Origin of the sequence: uncultured Allofournierella sp. (assembly GCA_944382705.1) — a bacterium.
Classification (GTDB): Bacteria; Bacillota; Clostridia; order Oscillospirales; family Ruminococcaceae; genus Allofournierella.
Window position 1 is genome coordinate 15,502 of record CALWNE010000027.1, and the last position, 17,065, is coordinate 32,566.

Below are 17,065 nucleotides of genomic sequence, written 5' to 3' on the forward strand. Positions count from 1 at the left end.
AAAAGGAGCATACTGGATGCAAGTGTATCATTTACAGGGCCCGGCGCCCTATTCCACCAACTGTTTTTTGGCTATGACCGAACAGGGCAGCGCCGTACTGGTGGACCCCGCCCCCTCGGTGGAACAGCTGAATGAGCTGCTGGAGCAAAAGCAGGCCCGCCTGACCCATATTCTGCTCACTCACGGTCACTTTGACCATGTCACCAGCACCAAGGCCCTGCGTCAGCAGTGGGGGTGCAAGGTGTATCTGGACCTGGCGGATACCGCAGGCAGCGAGCTGTTTCCCCTCACTGCACAGGATGTGGACGGTGCCTATCAGGACGGGGGCGAAATCTGGGTGGACGAAGCCTGCTTTACCACCTGGCACACCCCCGGCCACACCGGCGGTTCCTGGGTGATTGCCAGCCAGGGCCTTTTGTTCACCGGCGATACCCTGTTTGCCGGTTCGGTGGGCCGCACCGATTTGGGCGGAAGCCCGGCGGACCAGCGCCGCACCCTGGAACGGCTGAAAACCCTGCCTCTTGCGCCGGATACCAGCGTGCTGCCTGGGCACGGTCCCTTCAGCACTCTGGCCCAGGAATTTGAAACCAACCCGTTTTTTTAAGCCAAAGGAGCCTTCATGCAGATTTTTGTAAGGGGCGTGGCCTCCGGCTATGAGCTGGAGAACATTGCCCGTATGTTTTTTCCTGGGGCACTGCCAGCCAAACGCTACTGCCCCAAAGAGGATTTGGTGCTGGCTTTGGCCAGCGGCCACCGGCTGGCTGCGGGCCTGCGCCAGAACGGTGTATGCCATGTAATGACTGCACCCCGGCCCGCCCAGCAGCAGGAGCTGGAGTTTGCCCTCTGCTCGCTGCTGTACCAGCTGCTGGGGCAGGTAACCGGCATCCGGCTGCCTTGGGGTAAACTCACCGGCGTGCGTCCGGTGCGCATCATCCACGACAAACGGGCCGCAGGCATGACCGATGAGAAGATTGAAAGCCTGTTTGTGGACCACTTTGACTGCACCCCCGAAAAATACCAGCTGGCCAAGGACATTGCCGATTTGCAGCGGCCCATTCTGGAGCGCAAAAGTCCGCTGGATTACAGCCTGTACATTGGCATTCCCTTCTGCCCCTCCCGGTGCAGCTATTGCAGCTTTGTTTCCCGCACGCTGGACCGGGACCAGAAGATGGTGCAGCCCTATGTGGATAAGCTTTGCCAGGAGGTACAGGCCATCCGCCGCCAGGCGGACCAGTGCGGTTTGCGCATCAAAACCATTTACATTGGCGGCGGCACCCCTACCAGCCTGTCGGCCCAGCAGCTGCGTCAGCTGATGGGCACTGTGCGGGACTGCTTTGAACTGGCGGAGCTGGAGGAATACACGGTGGAGGCGGGCCGTCCCGACTGCACCGACCGGGAAAAGCTGGAAGTGATTAAGGAATACGGAGCCACCCGTATCTCCATCAACCCCCAAACCTTCTCGGATGAGGTGCTGGCCCGGATTGGCCGCCGGCACACCGCCCAGGATATTCGGGATTGCTTTGCACAGGCACGGGCAGCGGGGCATACCAATATTAACATGGACCTGATTGCTGGCCTGCCGGGGGATACGGTGGAAGGTTTCTGCCAGAGCCTGGAAGAAGCAATTGCCCTTTCGCCGGAAAACATTACCGTGCACACCCTCACCCTGAAACGAGCCTCCAACCTGGTGATTGAAAACCGGGCCGAGGAGTTTGCGGATGTGGCAGCCATGGTGGAGCATTGCGGCAAGCTGGCACAGGCCGGTTATAAGCCCTACTATATGTACCGGCAAAAGAACACCTTAAAAAACTTGGAAAATACAGGCTGGTGTAAACCGGGCTACGAAGGGTACTATAACATTTACATCATGGAGGAGGTACACTCCATTCTCTCTGCCGGGGCAGGGGGCAGCACCAAGCTGTGCCAGCCCGGCGGCGACCGGATTGAGCGTATCTTCAACTACAAGTACCCTGCCGAATACATCGATGGATTTGATGAGATTCTTCGCAGGAAGGAAGGAGTGAGCGAGTTTTATGCCCGCTATCTGGATTCCCAAACGCCTGGTTGAAATCAGCCTGATTAACACTGCCGCAGAAAGCGCTCAAAGCTTTGTGCGCCACTGCGAACACGAGTATGAGGGCCGCATCCATGCCGCTGCCAGCGATGTGCTGGCCAGCGGCTGCAAGCTGGTAATGCTTACCGGGCCTTCGGCCTCCGGCAAAACCACCACCGCCCACAAGCTGGCGGCGGCGCTGCGCCTGCGGGGCACCCCGGCCCAGGTGGTAAGTCTGGATAACTTTTATAAAAATCTGGACTGCTACCCCCGCCTGCCGGACGGAAGCAAGGATTACGAAAACATCACCGCTTTGGATGTGGAGGAGATTCACCGCTGCCTGGAGGAACTGGTGCAAACCGGCAAAACCCAGCTGCCGGAGTTTGACTTCATGACCGAAAACCGCAAGCCCCAGCGCATCCCGCTGGATTTGGAGGGCGGCGTGTGCATTGTGGAGGGCATTCATGCCCTGAATCCCATCCTCACCAGCAAGCTGCCCCAGGGGCAGGTGTACAAAATCTACGCAGGCCTGCGGGAGGAGTACAGCTACCGGGGGCAGCGTGTGCTGCCCACACGGGACATCCGGCTGGCCCGGCGGATGGTGCGGGACCACAAATTCCGTGGTCACAGTCTGGAAAAGACCCTGGCCATGTGGAACCAGGTGTGTGCCGGAGAGGACCAGTTTATCCGGGTGTTCAAAACCGAAGCGGATTTGCTGGTAGATACCTCCTTCAGTTATGAGATTTGCCTGCTAGCGCACTTTGTGGTGCCTCTGGCCGGTCAGCTGCCAGTCACCCATCCCGGCTGCGAGCGGCTGAATGAACTGGCAGGGCATTTTGCTCTGGTGAACCCTCTGCCTCTGGAGCTGATGCCGGAGCACTCCATGCTGCGGGAATTTTTGGGCTGACCCGTTGCAGGACATACTGCCTGGCAGTATAATAAAGAAAAAACCTGGGGCACACATTGCCCTAGGCCAGCAGGCTGCAAAGCCTGTTACTTATTCTGTTAACATGAAAGAGGTGCGCAACCATGAACATTGATCTGGATCGACTGTGGAGCGCAGGCCAGCAGCTGGCCGACAGCGCCAAGAAAACCGCAAACGACCTGGCCCAAAAGGGCAAGCAGCAGGTGGATTTGCTCAATGCACAGAGCCGTTTGAGCAAGGCACAGCGCCAGCTGGGTGCTTTGGTATACAACCTGACCAAAAGCGGCGAAACCAACACTGCCCTGGTGCAGAAGTATGTGGATGCCATCGACCGGCTGCAGGAGGAAATCCGGCAGATTAAGCAGCAAACCCCGGAGCAGACCGACAGCCAGCCGGCCCAGGACCATGGCACCTTTGTGTACTCCTACACCGCCGAGGACGAGGAGATTTGCCCCCAGCCTGCTGTGCACACCTGCCCCCAGTGCGGCAAAGAGGTGCAAGAGGGTGCCTTGTTTTGTGATGGGTGTGGGGCACAGCTTTAAGCTGGGCAGCCAGTCCACTGGTGCAGCACTGGTGCTGGGAGTGGACGAAATAAACGGCCTTCGGCTGCATCGGCTGTGAGCGCCGATGGCTGTTTAAGCCAAAGCAATACACAAGGATGTGCCCCTGCGCCTGGTTCGGCAGATGCCGCCGGTGCAGGGGTGCTTTTTTGCCCTTGCTGCTTCCAGCAGAACAAACATTAGGGGAGCAACAGGGGGCGCAGCCTGGCTGCCAGCAAAACACAAGGCAACAAAAACCGGGATGATTTTTTCAATTTAGATAGAAAAAAAGCCAAAACCGCAATGGTTTTGTATGGGAAGGAATGAAAACCATTTGCACATGGTAAAAATACAAGAAAAGGGCTTGAAATGGCCTACTATCTAGAGTAAAATGGGAAAGTCACAAAATTGTAAGGCGAATCACGCAAAGGGAAAGGCGGTTTGGCATGGTAGATTTTACACCGAAGGAACACTACACTGCACAGGACCTGGTGGAAATCGTGGCGCTGCTGCGTGCCCCGGAGGGCGGCTGCCCCTGGGATAAGGAGCAGACCCACCAAAGCATCCGCATGAACTTTATTGAAGAAACCTACGAGGCAGTGGACGCCATCGACCTGGAGGACCCTCACCTGTTGGAAGAGGAGCTGGGCGATGTGCTGCTGCAGGTAGCCCTGCACAGCCAAATGGAAGCGGAGGCCGGCCGGTTTGATTTTAACCAGGTGTGCGACGGCATCTGCAAAAAACTGGTGTACCGTCATCCCCATGTATTTGGAGATGTATCCGCAGCCAGCAGCGGCCAGGCTTTGGCCAACTGGGAGATGCTCAAAAACGCCGAAAAGGGCCGTTCCACCGCACAGGACCGGTTGGAAAGTGTGCCCCGCAGTTTTCCTGCATTGATGCGGGCTGCAAAGCTGCAAAAGCGGGCGGCAGCCTATGGCTTTGAACTTACCGCTGCCCAGGCACTGGAGCAAATCAGCGCCTGCACAAAGCAACTTGCCAAGCCCCAGCCGGATACCGCTCAGGCAGGCCAGCTGCTGTTTGCAGCCGCAGCCCTCTGCCGCAGCCTTGGGCTGGACCCGGAACAGGCCCTTACCCAGGCAAGCGATGCCTTTCAGCAGCAGGTGATTTTTTGTGAACAGCAGGCCCAGGCCCAGGGAATTGGCCTGGAACAGGCAACCCCGCAGCAGCGTGCAGACTGGATGCAGGGGCAATCAATCCAGCAGTCCGCAAAGGAATAAGTCCTTTGTTGCTGATATATCATTTGGAGGTAAAAACAACATGACGAAAGTTGAACTGATCGCCGCAGTGGCCGAGAATGCCGGCCTTTCTAAAAAAGACGCAGAGCAGGCTGTAAATGCTACCGTAGAGGCCATCACCCAGGCTCTGGCTCAGGGCGATAAGGTTTCTCTGGTAGGCTTTGGCACCTTTGAGACCCGTGAGCGTCCCGCTCGCAAGGGCCGCAACCCCCGCACCAAGGAGGAAATCACCATTCCTGCCACCACCACTCCTGCTTTCAAGGCAGGCAAGGCTCTGAAGGACGCCGTAGCCAAGTAAGTTGGATTTCGTCGCTTAGTAAGATGTTCATCCCGTTGTGCCGCTCAAACCTGGTTTGGGCGGCCAACGGGTTTTTCTGTAACAGACTGCTCCAAAGGCAGAACAAATTGCAAGGAAACATTGCAAGGAAAGGAAGTGCACACAGATGCGTATTGACAAATACCTCAAGGTAAGCCGGCTGATTAAGCGGCGCACCGTGGCAAACGAAGTGGCCGACGCAGGCCGCATTCTGGTCAATGGCCGCCTGGCCAAAGCCAGCTATGCAGTAAAAGTAGGCGATGTGATTGAAATTACTTTCGGCAACCGGCCGGTTAAAGTAAAGGTGCTTTCCACCGAGGCACCCCTGGGCAAGGATGTAGCCCGGGAGATGTATCAGATCATCGAAGAATGATTGCTGCCCTTCCTGCATACCTTTTACAAAACAAAAGGAAAGGGATTGGTGAATGCCATCATGCAGGAAAAACGCTTGACTCAGCCGCAGCAGGCCGCCGCAGTGCCCAAGCTGCCCCATAATCTTACATTAGAAAGCCGCAGCACCCTTACCGCAACAGGTGTGGTGCGTGTCATCAGCTGTGACGAGCAGACCGCTGCCCTGGAAACCCAGCAGGGAAATCTGCTGATTGGGGGGCAGGGGCTCCAGGTCAGCGAGCTTTCCATGGAGAGCGGTGCAGTAAAAATTTTTGGACAGATTGAGTATCTGCAATATTCCCAGCCTAGCCAGAGCGCCGGAGGTTTTTTCCGCCGCCTGGTGCGGTAAATAGGGATGGCGGCCTATATCCCGGTGCGGTATGCCCTGGCAGATGCCTTGTGCTGCCTTGGGCTGGGTCTTTTGACGGCGGCAGGGCATCAGGCCTTGGGCTGGCTGCTGGGGCGTAGCAGGCTGGCCTTGTTCTGGCGGGACATTGCAGCCTTCTTGCTGGCGGCGGTACTGGGGTTCAGCTTTGCGGCTTCCCGCAGTTATAGTGGCCTGATACGCTGGTACATGGTGCTGGGTCTGGCGGCAGGTGCCTGGTGCTACCGGGCACTGCTGGCGGATGCTGTCCAGGCCACAGCCCAGTGGCTGGCGGCTGTGGTATGCAGCCCGCTGGTGTGGAGCTTCCGCCTGGGCAGGGCTTTGTGCCGCCCGGTGTGGCAGGCGGCTGGGCGGCGCAGAGCTGCCCGGCGGCAAAAGCGGGCAAAAGCAAAACAAAAACGGTTGCAAAAGGATGGCCGGGTGTTGTATAATTCTAATCAATAGCGGCTGCACAGCATTGCAGCAGAAAGGCAGGGAAGGACTATGGCAAAACAGAAAAACAAAACAATGGGCTTTTCCGGCCTGTTGCTGCGGGCGGGTGTACTGCTGCTGGGCGGTTACCTGGTGGTGAGCATGGTGCTCAATCAGGTGGAAATCCGCACCAAGCGCCAGCAGCTGCAAACCGTGGAGCAGCAGCTGGAAACCCAGCAGGCCCAGAACGAGGAATTGCAGCGCATTCTGGAGTCTGGCAGCGATCAGGAATTGATTGAGCGGGTAGCAAGGGATAAGCTGGGCTACGCAAAACCCAACGAACGGGTGTTTGTGGATGCCACCGGCAAATAAACCGTACATGCAAAAGGCCATTGGCTTTTTACATAATATTATTTTGATTTAGGAGAAAAAGGGGTTACATGGCGTTACAGTTAGAGGTAGGTTCCATCCTGGAAGGAAAGGTCACCGGCGTTAAAAAGTTTGGCGCATTTGTGGCATTGCCGGAGAATAAAACCGGTATGGTGCACATTTCCGAGGTTTCCAACAGCTTTATTGAAGATTTGGCAACAGTGCTCACCGAAGGCCAAACCGTAAAGGTAAAGGTTATGAGCATTGGCGAGGACGGCAAGATTGCACTGTCCATCAAGCGTACCCTTCCGCCGGAACCCCGGCCGGCCAAAGGGCCTCGTCCCGGCGGCGCAGCAGGCGGCCGTCCTGCCCGCAGCAAGAGCGATGCTCCCCGGGTATGGCAGCCCAAGGCACAGCCTGCCCAGGGCGATTTGAGCTTTGAGGATATGATGGCAAAGTTCAAAAGCCAGAGCGAAGAAAAAATTTCTGACCTGAAGCGTGTTACCGAAAACCGCCGTGGCGGCGGTTATTCCCGCCGCAGAGGTTAATCAGCAAAACTGCCTTTTGCACAGGATGCTCCCTGCAAAAGGCGGTTTTCTTGTTTAAAGGCAGATTCTTAACAGTTTTATCATAAATTGTTTACAGTTTTATCGGTTTTATCTCTGGCTTTTTTGTTGTAAATGTGGTACACTAAACACATGAAAAGGAGGAACAAAGTTCCATAAGGTGCAAGCTGTTGGTGCGGTGTTCCTCGAATAAGGAGGCAATGGTTTATGAAAGTCACATGCACTGGTAGAAAAGTCACCCTGAAGCCCACCTTCATCGAAAAAGCAGAGAACAAGCTGGCAAAGCTGGACAAGTTCCTCAGCGATGAGGCACAGGCGCACATCACCGTGACCGTGGAAAAGAGCGGTCAGACCGTGGAAGTAACAGTGCGGGACAAGGGCCTTGTTATCCGGGCAGAAAAAGCCGCCGAGCGTATGGAGGACGCATTGGATGAAGCAATGGACCTGCTCACCCGTCGTCTGGTAAAAAACCGCAAGCGTCTGGGCGATAAGCTCACCCATGCAGCCGTTGCGGAATGGGCTCAGGAGCCGGAACAGGAAGAAACCTACGATGTAATCCGTGAAAAACGGTTTGTGGTAAAACCTTGCAGCGCCGAGGAAGCTGTGTTGCAGATGAACCTGCTGGGCCACAACTTCTATCTGTACCGCAATATGGATGATGACCAGATTCAGCTGGTTTACCGGCGGGCCAATGGCACCTACGGTGTTCTGATTCCTGAGGATTATTAAGGGCCAGCCAGCGGCAGGCAGTTTGCCAATGCTGGAATAAAAAAGGGGAGGATACCCTTGGCTTAAGTTACAGTCAAACAGCACCCAGCCTGGCTGGGTGCTGTTTTTGCTGTGGGACTACCCAGAACAAAAAGGGCCTGTATTTGTGCCTCTTGCGCCGCCTGTTGGGGTATGGTATCATAAAAAGCACGCAATGAAACCGACCTGCACAAAGAGTATTGGCGAGGGCTGCTTTGCTTTTCTCCACTTGCTGGAGCAGGCCGCATATAAAAGGAGTTTGCCTTATGAAATTTGATTTGATTGCCCCCTGTTATTTTGGCACCGAAAGCACCGCTGCCTTTGAGGTGCGCCGCCTGGGGGCCGAGGATGTGAAGGTAACCGATGGCCGTATTGCCTTCCGGGGCAGCGAGGATATGATTGCTGCCGCTAACCTGAACCTGCGCTGTGCCGAACGGGTGCTGGTGCTGCTGAAAACCTACCCTGCTCACACCTTTGATGAGCTGTTCGACGGAGTTTCCTCCATTGCCTGGGAGGAGCTGATTCCCGCAGATGCACAGTTCCCTGTAAAAGGCTCCAGCCTGTCCAGCACTCTGTCCAGTGTGCCTGCCTGCCAGAGCATTGTAAAAAAGGCAGTGGTGGAACGGCTCAAGCGGGGCCACAAAACCCTCATGCTGCCGGAAACCGGTGCCCTGTATAAGATTCGTTTTTCCATCCGCAAAAACATGGTGGAAATCATGCTGGATACCTCTGGCGATGGCCTGCATAAGCGTGGCTACCGGCGCAATGCCACCGGTGCCCCCATTAAGGAAACCCTGGCAGCAGCCATTGCAGACCTGGGCCGGGTGCGGCGGGATTCCATTGTGGCCGATCCCTTCTGTGGCAGCGGCACCATGGTGATTGAAGCCGCCCAAAAAGCCATGAACATTGCACCGGGCCTGCGGCGCCGCTTTGCTGCCGAGCACTATACCTTCTGCCCGCCCCAGGTGTGGGCCCGCCAGCGGGAGAAGGCCCTGAGCGAAATCCGCAAGGATGCTGCCTTTGAGGGCTTTGGCTACGATCTGGACCCGGCTGCGGTGGCACTGGCCACCCAAAATGCCAAGCTGGCCGGCGTGGGCGACCGCTGCCACTTTGCACAGGCCGATGTAAAGGAGTTTGCGCCGGAGCCCCACATGATTGTGCTCACCAACCCCCCCTACGGTGAGCGCTTGGGCGACCTTGCCACCGCTGCCAAGCTGGCCGGTGTGCTGGGCCAGCGGCTGGAGGAGCATCCTGTGACCGGTGCCTACATCATCACCGCCGATGCAGACCTGGAAAAGCACCTGGGCAAAAAGGCAGCCCGCCGCCGCAAGCTGTACAACGGCATGATTCCCTGCCAGGTGTATATGTACTACTAATTTGAGCAAGCCCCTGCATAACTTGTAAAAGTAAAATGCCCATCCCTCTGTGTAAACCGCAAAGGGATGGGCATTTGTTTGTTATAAGTACAGCATATACAAGCGGCGTGACCCCCACAGAAACCCACACCGCCAAAGGGGCAGAGGATTATAAGGCTGGCACCTGGTACAGCTGGTACTCGCCGGACTGGTAAAGCAGGGTGCAATTTTGCTGGAACCAGTCCTCCTGCACTTGGTAGTCGCTGCGCTCCCAGGAGGAGATGACCACATACCCAACACCCCATTCATGCAGACCCTCCAAACTGGGGGATTCGTACAGGGTGCGCACCGCCTGCTTTTTCTCCTGCGTGTCCCGTCCGTGGAAGTAGAGCCACAAATCTGCGCTGCACACCACCGAGCGGCCGCTAAGGCTGAGCACCGGGTTAATGTGCTGGGTGCCGGTCAAAAACAGGGCAGTGGGGCTGGTGTTTTCCTCCACATAACGGGCCATAGCAATGCCGTCGGCAGAAAAATGCTGGTACCGGCTCACCGCTTCCCGGCCAAGGGTAAGTACGCTGCCAAGGGTGCAAACCACCACAAACCCACAGGCCAGGTATCGCTTAACCCACAGCTTGGGCACCAGTGCCAGAAGGTCCACCACCAGATTGGCCACCAGAATGCACCCCAGCAGATGCCAGATGAACAAAAGCTTGTTGTTGTCGTAATTATTGGGCTGGAACACCACGAATTCACTGAGGAGCAAAATCAGCAGACCGCCCCCATACACCCACCGCAGCTTGCGGCCTGCCCACAAAAAGGCAGGAATCAGCAGCAGGTACACCAGACCGATGTTTTTGATGTAGAACCAAAAGTAGGAATCCCCCTCGTTGGCCCAGTTGAAGTGCAGCCGCAAAAAGCCGCTGCCCTGGCTGGTGCTGGGCAGAATCTGGCTGGCCATAAGGGGAATCCACACCAGGCCGGTGGCAATGCCAAAGCACAGCCAGCCTTGCAGGGCTTTCAGATTAAACCGGCTGGCTGCCAGCTGCTGCGCAAACAGCACCAGGCAGATGAGCACCAGAGCCAGGGCGGAATGGGTGTGCACCAGGGGCAGGCAGACCGCCAGGATGAACAGGCCCGGCCAGAGCCGATGCGCTCGGCTGGCCCAAAAGTCCACAAGCAGGGTCAGGCAGGGCAGCAGCAGTGCCCAGCCAAACAGGGTGGCCCGCTGGGGAATGAGCAGGTCGGCAATGGGATTGACCCAGCGGATGTTTTCCTGCACATAATTGGTGGGGGTCTCGTAAAAAGCGGTAAAAATGCGGGTGAAGTTTTGCCAGTCGCCATTCATAAAATAGGCAAAGCCAAAGCCGCTGCCCATAAAAAACAGCCAATAGGCAAGGCTTGCCTTGGTGCTGCTGCACAGCAGATGGTCTGCCAGCAGCCAGCCGCCCCCCAGCACTGCCACAAAGGCCACAAACAGGGGCAGCAAGCAGGCCAGCTTCAGAGGCACACCCAGCAGCAAAAACACGCTGGAAACACTTTCGCACAAAAATGGGTAGCCAAACATCTCTTTTCCGGCCATGAGGGGGGAATAGGGCGGAAAGCTGCCCTGGTTGGCAATGCTTGTAATAAAGCTCAGGTGCATGGGCAAATCGCCGTAGGTGCTTTGGCCGCACCAGTAGGCGCCGTCCTTAAAATAAAGAGTATGGGTGTGCAGCAGCCAAAAACTGAACAAAGCCAGCGGAACCACGCACAGCCAAAAGGCGGGGGTAAAGCCTGGCCGCTGGTTGTTGGGGGGCGCGGTAAACCAGCACCACCCGGCCAAGGCCAGGGCTGCGGTAGCTGCAGCCAGGGCAGCGGGCAGCGTAAAACCCAGCACCAGAGCGGCCAGAGCCGGCAGGGCACACAGGCCGGCCAGCCCAAAGGCGCAGGTAAATACAGTGCGCTCCTGCCAATCTGCCTGGGGCAGCAGCTTGCGGCAGAGTGCTGCGCCAAAAGCTAAAAAGATACCTGCATAGACAATGCTTGCAGCAACGGAAATCATTCAATCACACTCCTTGTAAATCAAAGGGCGGGGTGTATTCTTCTTTAGCACTGCTTTTTTGCTGCATATAGCCCTGAGTCAACCCCAAATCCACGGCGTAATTGACCACCTGACGATATTCCCAGGTGGAGATGCGCCGGTTGAGCGGCTTGCGCTGTGCCGCTTTGTAAAAGGGGGTGTACTGGCTCATAAGGCTGGGCACAAAACTGCCCTTGGGCAGGCTTGCCCAGAAATCCAGTACCGCCCGGGAATCCTGCAAGGCCCCCGGCAAAGCCAGATGACGCAGGATGACACCCCGCTCCAGCAGGCCCTGGTCATTCCAGCGGGGCATACCGGCCTGGGCAATCATCTGCCGCACTGCCTGGGAACAAACCGTAAAGTAGTCCGCTGCGTGGGAATATTCTGCGGAAAGCTCGCTGGAAACATACTTCACATCCGCCAGCCAGATATCCACATGAGCAGTCAGTGCCTCCAGCGTTTCGGCGGTTTCGTAGCCGCTGGTGTTATAGGCGACGGGGATGGTCAGCCCCCGGCTGCGGGCCAGCTGTAAGGCCTCCAGCACCCAGGGCAGCCACTGGGTGGCTGTAACCAGGTTGATGTTGTGGGCCTGCTGGGCCTGAAGCTCTAAAAAAATCTCGGCAAGCCGCTGTGCATCCACCGCCTTGCCCACCATCTGCTGGCTGATGGGGTAGTTTTGGCAGTAGCAGCAGCGCAAACTGCACCCGGAAAAGAACACGGTGCCGCTGCCGTTCCGGCCGCTGATGCAGGGTTCTTCCCAATGGTGCAGGGCAGCCCGTGCCACCAGCAGTTCACTGGCGGCCCCGCAGGCACCGGCCCGCTGGGTGCGGTCTGCCTTGCAGAGGCGGGGACACAGGGTACAGGAACGGGGAATCTCCACCCGAAAACCTCCTTATAAAACGGCCCCAGAAATACAAGGCCGCAGAATCACAAAAATAACTATACCATACATTCGGCTCCATGTGGTATAATGAGTGATACAAAGGATTGCATTTGTTGCAAAATCCGCAGGCAAGGCCCCCGGCCGCCGCAAAAAAGGAGGGCGTTTCCCATGCAGAACAAAGCTGCCCAGGTGCGCAAACATTTAAAGTATCTTACGCTGCTGGCCAGGGAGTATCCTAACATTGCCAGTGCATGCAGTGAGATTATCAATTTACAGGCTATTTTAAAGCTGCCCAAGGGCACCGAGCACTTTATGAGCGATTTGCACGGCGAAGCCGATGCATTCACCCACATTGTGAACAGTGCGTCGGGCGTTATTAAAGAAAAGGTGGACCGGGTGCTGGGCCCGGCGGTCCCTGCCGAGGAACGGGCCGAGTTTGCTACCCTGATTTACTACCCCAGCAAAAAGCTGGAACAGCTTAAAAAACGGCAGCAGAATCTGGATGCCTGGTACCGGCACACCCTTTACCGGCTGATTGATGTGTGCCGGATGGTATCTTCCAAGCATACCCGAAGCTTTGTGCGCAAGCGGCTGCCGCCCAACTACGCCTATATTTTGGACGAGCTGCTCCACGCCCATTTTGAGGACCACGACAAGGAGTCTTACTACGACCAGATTCTGGCCAGCATTCTGGATGTGGGCCGGGCGGATGATTTTATTGAGGCACTTTGCCAGCTCATCAAAAGCCTGGCGGTGTTCAAGCTGCATATTGTGGGGGATATTTTTGACCGAGGCCCCCGGCCGGATTTGATTATGGAGCAGCTGATGGGCCACCACTCGGTGGACATCCAGTGGGGCAACCACGATGTGGTGTGGATGGGTGCAGCAGCGGGCAGCCCGGTGTGCATTGCCACCGTGCTGCGCACCACTCTGGCCTACAACAATCTGGAAGCCTTGGAAGATGGCTATGGCATCAACCTGCGGCCCCTGGCCCTGTTTGCAGAAAATGTTTACCGGGATTGCGATATGCACCATTTCTACCCCCGTGTGAGTGAGGCTCAGAAAGGGCTTTGTATGCGCAGCGATTTAATCCGCACCGCCCGGATGCACAAGGCCATTGCCATCATTATGTTCAAGCTGGAATGCCAGGTGATTGACCGCAACCCGGATTTTGAGATGGACCAGCGGGACTTTTTGCGCCGCATTGACTACGACGCTGCCACCGTGGAGGTGGAGGGCAAACGCTATCCCTTGCAGGATGGAGATTTCCCCACCGTGGACCCGGCGGACCCGGCCCGCCTGACTGCCGAGGAGCAGCAGGTGCTGGATGCCTTGCAGCGCAGCTTTATGGAGAGCGAAAAGCTTCAGCGCCATGTGCATTTTCTGTTTGCAAAGGGCGGGGTGTATCACATCGAAAACGGCAACCTCATGTTCCACGGGGCGGTGCCTCTTACCGAGAGCGGCAGCTTTGCGGTGGAAACCTTTGAAAACCACGGTTACGCAGGCCGTGCCCTGATGGACTACTGCGATGAGCGTGCCCGGCGGGGTTACTTTTCGCCCATGGGCAGCGAGGACCGGCAAAGCGGGTGCGACTTTTTGTGGTACCTGTGGTGCGGCAAGCTGTCGCCTTTGTATGGGCGTGATAAGATGACCACCTTTGAGCGGCTGTTTGTGGCGGACCCGGTCACCCATGTGGAAACCAAAAATCCCTACTACCACCACATCAATGACTCCAAGATGGACAGGGCCATTCTGGCAGAGTTTGGCCTGGACCAAACCCATAGCCACATTGTAAACGGCCATGTGCCGGTGCGGGCAGCCCAGGGAGAAAAGCCCCTGAAGGGCGGCGGCAAGGTGATTGTGATTGACGGCGGTTTCTGCCGTGCCTACCACGACAAAACCGGCATTGCCGGCTATACCCTGGTGTACAACAGCCGGGGGCTGAGCCTGCGCCAGCACCAGGCATTTGAAAGCACCGAAAAAGCCATTGAAGAAAATCAGGACATTGCTTCCACCGTGGATGTGTTTGAAACCATCGAAAAGCGAATGATGGTGGGAGATACCGACGAAGGCCGTAAGCTGGCTGCCAACGCAGAGGATTTAAAGCTGCTGGTGCAGGCTTACCAGATGGGCCTTGTGAAGGAAAAACAATAATGTTGTTTCAGCTCTGCTCCTTGGGGCGGGCTGTTTCAAGGGCTGCCACAAGGGGCATGGCCCCCTAAGCGGCAGCTGTACCATACAAACAACCAAAATTTCAACGAATATAAAGGAGAGTGCAACAATGTCTACCCCTCATAACAAGGCCCAGATGGGCCAGATTGCCAAAACCGTACTGATGCCCGGCGACCCTCTGCGTGCTAAGTTTATTGCCGAGACCTTTTTGGAGAATCCCGTACAGTTCAACGATGTGCGGGGTATGCTGGGCTATACCGGCACCTACCAGGGCCGCCCCATCAGCGTAATGGGCAGCGGCATGGGTATGCCTTCCATTGGCATTTACAGCTACGAGCTGTACAGCCAGTACGGTGTGGAAAACATCATCCGCATTGGTTCCGCCGGTTCCTACACCGAAAAAGCCAAGCTGTACGATGTGGTCATGGCCACCGCAGCTTACTCTGAAAGCAGCTTTGCAAAAACCCAGAACGGCTGCTGTGACGATACCCTCAAGCCCAGTGCAGAGCTGTGCGATGCACTGCGGGCCAGCGCTGCCAAGCAGGGCATTCCCATGGTAGAGGGCACCATCCACTCCAGCGATGTGTTCTACCGGCACGATGACCGCCAGAATCCCACCTACTGGGAAGCACTGCGGGATGAAAAGGGCTGCATTGCCGTGGAGATGGAAAGCTTTGCGCTGTTCCACAACGCCAATGTGCTGGGCAAGCGGGCTGCCTGCCTGCTGACCATTTCTGACAGCTTTATCAGCCATGAGGAAACTACCCCGGAGGAGCGTCAGACCAGCTTTACCAACATGATGAAGATTGCCCTGGGCGTGGAGATGTGACCATGGCTGTAACAAAACAGGAGCTGATTTGCAAGGCATTTGAAGCACAAAAAAATGCCTATGTGCCCTATTCTAACTTTGCCGTGGGTGCCGCTTTGCTGGCCAAGGATGGCAGGGTGTTTACCGGCTGCAATCTGGAAAGTGCTTCCTACACGCCCACCCAATGCGCTGAGCGCACCGCTCTGGGCAAGGCAGTGAGCGAAGGGGTGCGGGAATTTGCCATGCTGGCTGTGGTTGGCTCCAAGGTGGGCCAGCGCAACACCCTGGTAACCTCGCCCTGCGGTGTGTGCCGCCAGATGCTGTACGAGTTTTGCAGCCCCCACATGCCGGTGATTATGGCCAAAAGTGAGGAGGATTTTGTGGAGATGACCCTGGGTCAGCTGCTTCCTCTTGGATTTGGTCCCAAAAATCTGGCCGATGACATGGAATAAATTGTGACAAATATCAGTGTAAACAATTTGTAACAGGTTGGTGGTTGTAATTCAGCTGCAAACTCGTTATAATGAAGTTGCAAGTAGGGGGAAGGGCGATGCTGTGCGTTGCCCTTTCCTTATGCCACGGCCCTGTGTAAGGGGTGGCACGGAACAATAATTTCCGCAAGACAGAAAAGGAGAACAGAATCATGAAAAAACTGATTGCTCTCGTTATGGCGGCCACTATGGCTCTGTCCATGGCAGCTTGTGGCGGCAACACCACCAGCGGTTCCGCCAGCACCGGCACCAGCACCGGCACCAATGCAGGTACTGGCAACACTGATATCGCTTTTGTAACCGATACCGGCAACATCGATGACCACTCCTTCAACCAGTACAGCTACGAAGGCGTGACCAACTTTGCCGAGGCCAACGGTCTGAAGTACAACTACTTCCGTCCCACCGAGGATACCGACGCAGCTCGTCTGGATACGATGGAGCAGGCTATCAGCGATGGCGCCAAGGTTGTTGTTATGGCTGGTTACCTGTTTGCCCCCAGCCTGGGCGAAGTGCAGGAGCGTCACCCCGATGTACAGTTCCTGGCTCTGGATGTAAGCACCGGCGACCTGGAGAACCCCGGTTCCAACACTGCTCTGATTACCTACCAGGAAGAGCAGGCTGGCTACCTGGCTGGCTATGCTGCCGTAGAAGACGGCTACACCAAGCTGGGCTTCCTGGGCGGCATGGCTGTTCCCGCTGTTGTGCGTTACGGCTACGGCTTTGTGCAGGGCGCTGAGGCTGCCGCTGCCGAGATGAATGTTCAGATCGACATGAAGTACTGGTACTCCGAGAGCTTTACCGCAACCGACGAAATCAAGGCTAAGATGGACAGCTGGTATGCCGATGGCACCGAGGTTGTGTTTGCCTGCGGCGGCGGCATTTACAGCTCTGCCATTAGCGCAGCTGAGGCCAGCGGCACCAACGCAAAGGTAATTGGTGTTGACGTTGACCAGAGCACCGACGGCAGCATGGTAATCACCAGCGCTACCAAGGCCCTGGCAAACTCTGTTGAGCTGGCTCTGGCTGACTGCATGAACAACGGCTGGAAGTGGAGCGAGGCCTACGCTGGCAAGGAGACCAAGCTGGGCGCTGCTGAGGATTGCGTTGCCCTGCCCATGGAAACCAGCCGGTTTACCACCTTCACCCAGGAGAAGTACGACGAGCTGTACGCTGGCCTGAAGAATGGCACCCTGGTTGTGGATAACAGCAGCAACCCCGACGAGCATCCTGTTACCACCCATGTAACCGTTGATTGGCAGTAATTTTTAACAAACAGCGGTAGAATCCAACAAATTGCAGAGAGGACATCTGTCATGTGTGACAGATGTCCTCTTTTT

At 56.4% G+C, this 17,065-nt stretch carries 19 protein-coding genes; 17 read left to right on the forward strand and 2 right to left on the reverse strand.

Annotated elements, in window-relative coordinates; genetic code table 11:
• Window positions 1-16 precede the first annotated feature (16 nt).
• From ACH2EM_RS03545 to ACH2EM_RS03605, 13 genes are all read left to right on the forward strand, one after another.
• On the forward strand, window positions 17-604 hold the full coding sequence (locus ACH2EM_RS03545) for an MBL fold metallo-hydrolase (protein WP_395150702.1): 588 nt from the start codon (window positions 17-19) through the stop codon (window positions 602-604).
• A gap of 15 nt (window positions 605-619) precedes the next feature.
• On the forward strand, window positions 620-2,068 hold the full coding sequence (hemZ, locus tag ACH2EM_RS03550; protein ID WP_395150703.1) for a coproporphyrinogen dehydrogenase HemZ: 1,449 nt from the start codon (window positions 620-622) through the stop codon (window positions 2,066-2,068).
• The gene (locus ACH2EM_RS03555) at window positions 2,034-2,960 is read left to right on the forward strand and encodes an AAA family ATPase (RefSeq protein WP_395150704.1); all 927 of its coding nucleotides are present in this window, start codon (window positions 2,034-2,036) and stop codon (window positions 2,958-2,960) included. The genes hemZ and ACH2EM_RS03555 overlap by 35 nt, the downstream gene beginning before the upstream one ends.
• Before the next feature lie 122 nt (window positions 2,961-3,082).
• The gene (locus tag ACH2EM_RS03560) at window positions 3,083-3,520 is read left to right on the forward strand and encodes a zinc ribbon domain-containing protein (RefSeq protein ID WP_395150705.1); all 438 of its coding nucleotides are present in this window, start codon (window positions 3,083-3,085) and stop codon (window positions 3,518-3,520) included.
• Window positions 3,521-3,963: 443 nt separating this feature from the next.
• Window positions 3,964-4,755, forward strand: coding sequence for a nucleoside triphosphate pyrophosphohydrolase (gene mazG / locus ACH2EM_RS03565; protein WP_395150706.1), 792 nt, complete (start codon window positions 3,964-3,966; stop codon window positions 4,753-4,755).
• A 40-nt stretch (window positions 4,756-4,795) separates the two neighbouring features.
• Window positions 4,796-5,071: an HU family DNA-binding protein gene (locus ACH2EM_RS03570; protein ID WP_395150707.1), complete on the forward strand. Its 276-nt coding sequence runs from the start codon at window positions 4,796-4,798 to the stop codon at window positions 5,069-5,071.
• A 145-nt stretch (window positions 5,072-5,216) separates the two neighbouring features.
• The gene (locus ACH2EM_RS03575; RefSeq protein WP_395150708.1) at window positions 5,217-5,462 is read left to right on the forward strand and encodes an RNA-binding S4 domain-containing protein; all 246 of its coding nucleotides are present in this window, start codon (window positions 5,217-5,219) and stop codon (window positions 5,460-5,462) included.
• A 48-nt stretch (window positions 5,463-5,510) separates the two neighbouring features.
• Entirely contained in the window at window positions 5,511-5,828 is a 318-nt protein-coding gene (locus ACH2EM_RS03580; protein ID WP_395150709.1) for a YabP/YqfC family sporulation protein, read from the forward strand.
• 6 nt (window positions 5,829-5,834) lie between these two features.
• Entirely contained in the window at window positions 5,835-6,308 is a 474-nt protein-coding gene (locus ACH2EM_RS03585; RefSeq protein WP_395150710.1) for a spore cortex biosynthesis protein YabQ, read from the forward strand.
• Window positions 6,309-6,347: 39 nt separating this feature from the next.
• Window positions 6,348-6,647 carry a septum formation initiator family protein gene (locus ACH2EM_RS03590; protein WP_395150711.1) on the forward strand — a complete coding sequence of 100 codons (300 nt, stop codon included), beginning with the start codon at window positions 6,348-6,350 and terminating at the stop codon, window positions 6,645-6,647.
• A 68-nt stretch (window positions 6,648-6,715) separates the two neighbouring features.
• Window positions 6,716-7,192, forward strand: coding sequence for a S1 RNA-binding domain-containing protein (locus tag ACH2EM_RS03595; protein ID WP_395150712.1), 477 nt, complete (start codon window positions 6,716-6,718; stop codon window positions 7,190-7,192).
• Window positions 7,193-7,417: 225 nt separating this feature from the next.
• Window positions 7,418-7,939, forward strand: a complete 522-nt coding sequence (hpf, locus tag ACH2EM_RS03600) for a ribosome hibernation-promoting factor, HPF/YfiA family (RefSeq protein WP_395150713.1) — start codon at window positions 7,418-7,420, stop codon at window positions 7,937-7,939.
• Between the two features lie 284 nt (window positions 7,940-8,223).
• Window positions 8,224-9,333, forward strand: a complete 1,110-nt coding sequence (locus ACH2EM_RS03605) for a class I SAM-dependent RNA methyltransferase (RefSeq protein WP_395150714.1) — start codon at window positions 8,224-8,226, stop codon at window positions 9,331-9,333.
• Window positions 9,334-9,481: 148 nt separating this feature from the next.
• Here the strand turns inward: ACH2EM_RS03605 and ACH2EM_RS03610 are convergent, their stop codons facing one another.
• The gene (locus ACH2EM_RS03610; RefSeq protein WP_395150715.1) at window positions 9,482-11,353 is read right to left on the reverse strand and encodes a hypothetical protein; all 1,872 of its coding nucleotides are present in this window, start codon (window positions 11,351-11,353) and stop codon (window positions 9,482-9,484) included.
• A 4-nt stretch (window positions 11,354-11,357) separates the two neighbouring features.
• The gene (locus ACH2EM_RS03615) at window positions 11,358-12,251 is read right to left on the reverse strand and encodes a 4Fe-4S cluster-binding domain-containing protein (protein WP_395150716.1); all 894 of its coding nucleotides are present in this window, start codon (window positions 12,249-12,251) and stop codon (window positions 11,358-11,360) included.
• A gap of 171 nt (window positions 12,252-12,422) precedes the next feature.
• Here ACH2EM_RS03615 and ACH2EM_RS03620 point away from each other — a divergent pair, with 171 nt between their 5' ends.
• The 4 genes from ACH2EM_RS03620 to ACH2EM_RS03635 all read left to right on the forward strand — a co-directional run bounded on the left by ACH2EM_RS03620 (window position 12,423) and on the right by ACH2EM_RS03635 (window position 16,990).
• Complete coding sequence (locus ACH2EM_RS03620) at window positions 12,423-14,408, forward strand: fructose-1,6-bisphosphatase (protein ID WP_395150717.1); 1,986 nt, start codon at window positions 12,423-12,425, stop codon at window positions 14,406-14,408.
• Window positions 14,409-14,535: 127 nt separating this feature from the next.
• Window positions 14,536-15,255, forward strand: coding sequence for a purine-nucleoside phosphorylase (gene deoD, locus ACH2EM_RS03625; protein ID WP_395150719.1), 720 nt, complete (start codon window positions 14,536-14,538; stop codon window positions 15,253-15,255).
• A gap of 2 nt (window positions 15,256-15,257) precedes the next feature.
• Entirely contained in the window at window positions 15,258-15,686 is a 429-nt protein-coding gene (gene cdd, locus ACH2EM_RS03630; protein WP_395150720.1) for a cytidine deaminase, read from the forward strand.
• A gap of 191 nt (window positions 15,687-15,877) precedes the next feature.
• Complete coding sequence (locus ACH2EM_RS03635) at window positions 15,878-16,990, forward strand: BMP family ABC transporter substrate-binding protein (protein WP_395150722.1); 1,113 nt, start codon at window positions 15,878-15,880, stop codon at window positions 16,988-16,990.
• Window positions 16,991-17,065 lie beyond the last annotated feature (75 nt).

Excerpts from the sequence above, each read along its gene's own strand:
- ACH2EM_RS03610 (WP_395150715.1), bottom strand. The coding sequence starts at position 11,353 with ATGATTTCCGTTGCTGCAAGCATTGTCTATGCAGGTATCTTTTTAGCT.
- ACH2EM_RS03590 (WP_395150711.1), top strand. The coding sequence starts at position 6,348 with ATGGCAAAACAGAAAAACAAAACAATGGGCTTTTCCGGCCTGTTGCTG.
- cdd (WP_395150720.1), top strand. The coding sequence starts at position 15,258 with ATGGCTGTAACAAAACAGGAGCTGATTTGCAAGGCATTTGAAGCACAA.
- ACH2EM_RS03575 (WP_395150708.1), top strand. The coding sequence starts at position 5,217 with ATGCGTATTGACAAATACCTCAAGGTAAGCCGGCTGATTAAGCGGCGC.
- ACH2EM_RS03595 (WP_395150712.1), top strand. The coding sequence starts at position 6,716 with ATGGCGTTACAGTTAGAGGTAGGTTCCATCCTGGAAGGAAAGGTCACC.
- ACH2EM_RS03570 (WP_395150707.1), top strand. The coding sequence starts at position 4,796 with ATGACGAAAGTTGAACTGATCGCCGCAGTGGCCGAGAATGCCGGCCTT.
- ACH2EM_RS03560 (WP_395150705.1), top strand. The coding sequence starts at position 3,083 with ATGAACATTGATCTGGATCGACTGTGGAGCGCAGGCCAGCAGCTGGCC.
- mazG (WP_395150706.1), top strand. The coding sequence starts at position 3,964 with ATGGTAGATTTTACACCGAAGGAACACTACACTGCACAGGACCTGGTG.
- deoD (WP_395150719.1), top strand. The coding sequence starts at position 14,536 with ATGTCTACCCCTCATAACAAGGCCCAGATGGGCCAGATTGCCAAAACC.
- ACH2EM_RS03605 (WP_395150714.1), top strand. The coding sequence starts at position 8,224 with ATGAAATTTGATTTGATTGCCCCCTGTTATTTTGGCACCGAAAGCACC.
- hemZ (WP_395150703.1), top strand. The coding sequence starts at position 620 with ATGCAGATTTTTGTAAGGGGCGTGGCCTCCGGCTATGAGCTGGAGAAC.
- ACH2EM_RS03620 (WP_395150717.1), top strand. The coding sequence starts at position 12,423 with ATGCAGAACAAAGCTGCCCAGGTGCGCAAACATTTAAAGTATCTTACG.
- ACH2EM_RS03555 (WP_395150704.1), top strand. The coding sequence starts at position 2,034 with ATGCCCGCTATCTGGATTCCCAAACGCCTGGTTGAAATCAGCCTGATT.
- ACH2EM_RS03545 (WP_395150702.1), top strand. The coding sequence starts at position 17 with ATGCAAGTGTATCATTTACAGGGCCCGGCGCCCTATTCCACCAACTGT.
- ACH2EM_RS03585 (WP_395150710.1), top strand. The coding sequence starts at position 5,835 with ATGGCGGCCTATATCCCGGTGCGGTATGCCCTGGCAGATGCCTTGTGC.
- hpf (WP_395150713.1), top strand. The coding sequence starts at position 7,418 with ATGAAAGTCACATGCACTGGTAGAAAAGTCACCCTGAAGCCCACCTTC.
- ACH2EM_RS03635 (WP_395150722.1), top strand. The coding sequence starts at position 15,878 with ATGAAAAAACTGATTGCTCTCGTTATGGCGGCCACTATGGCTCTGTCC.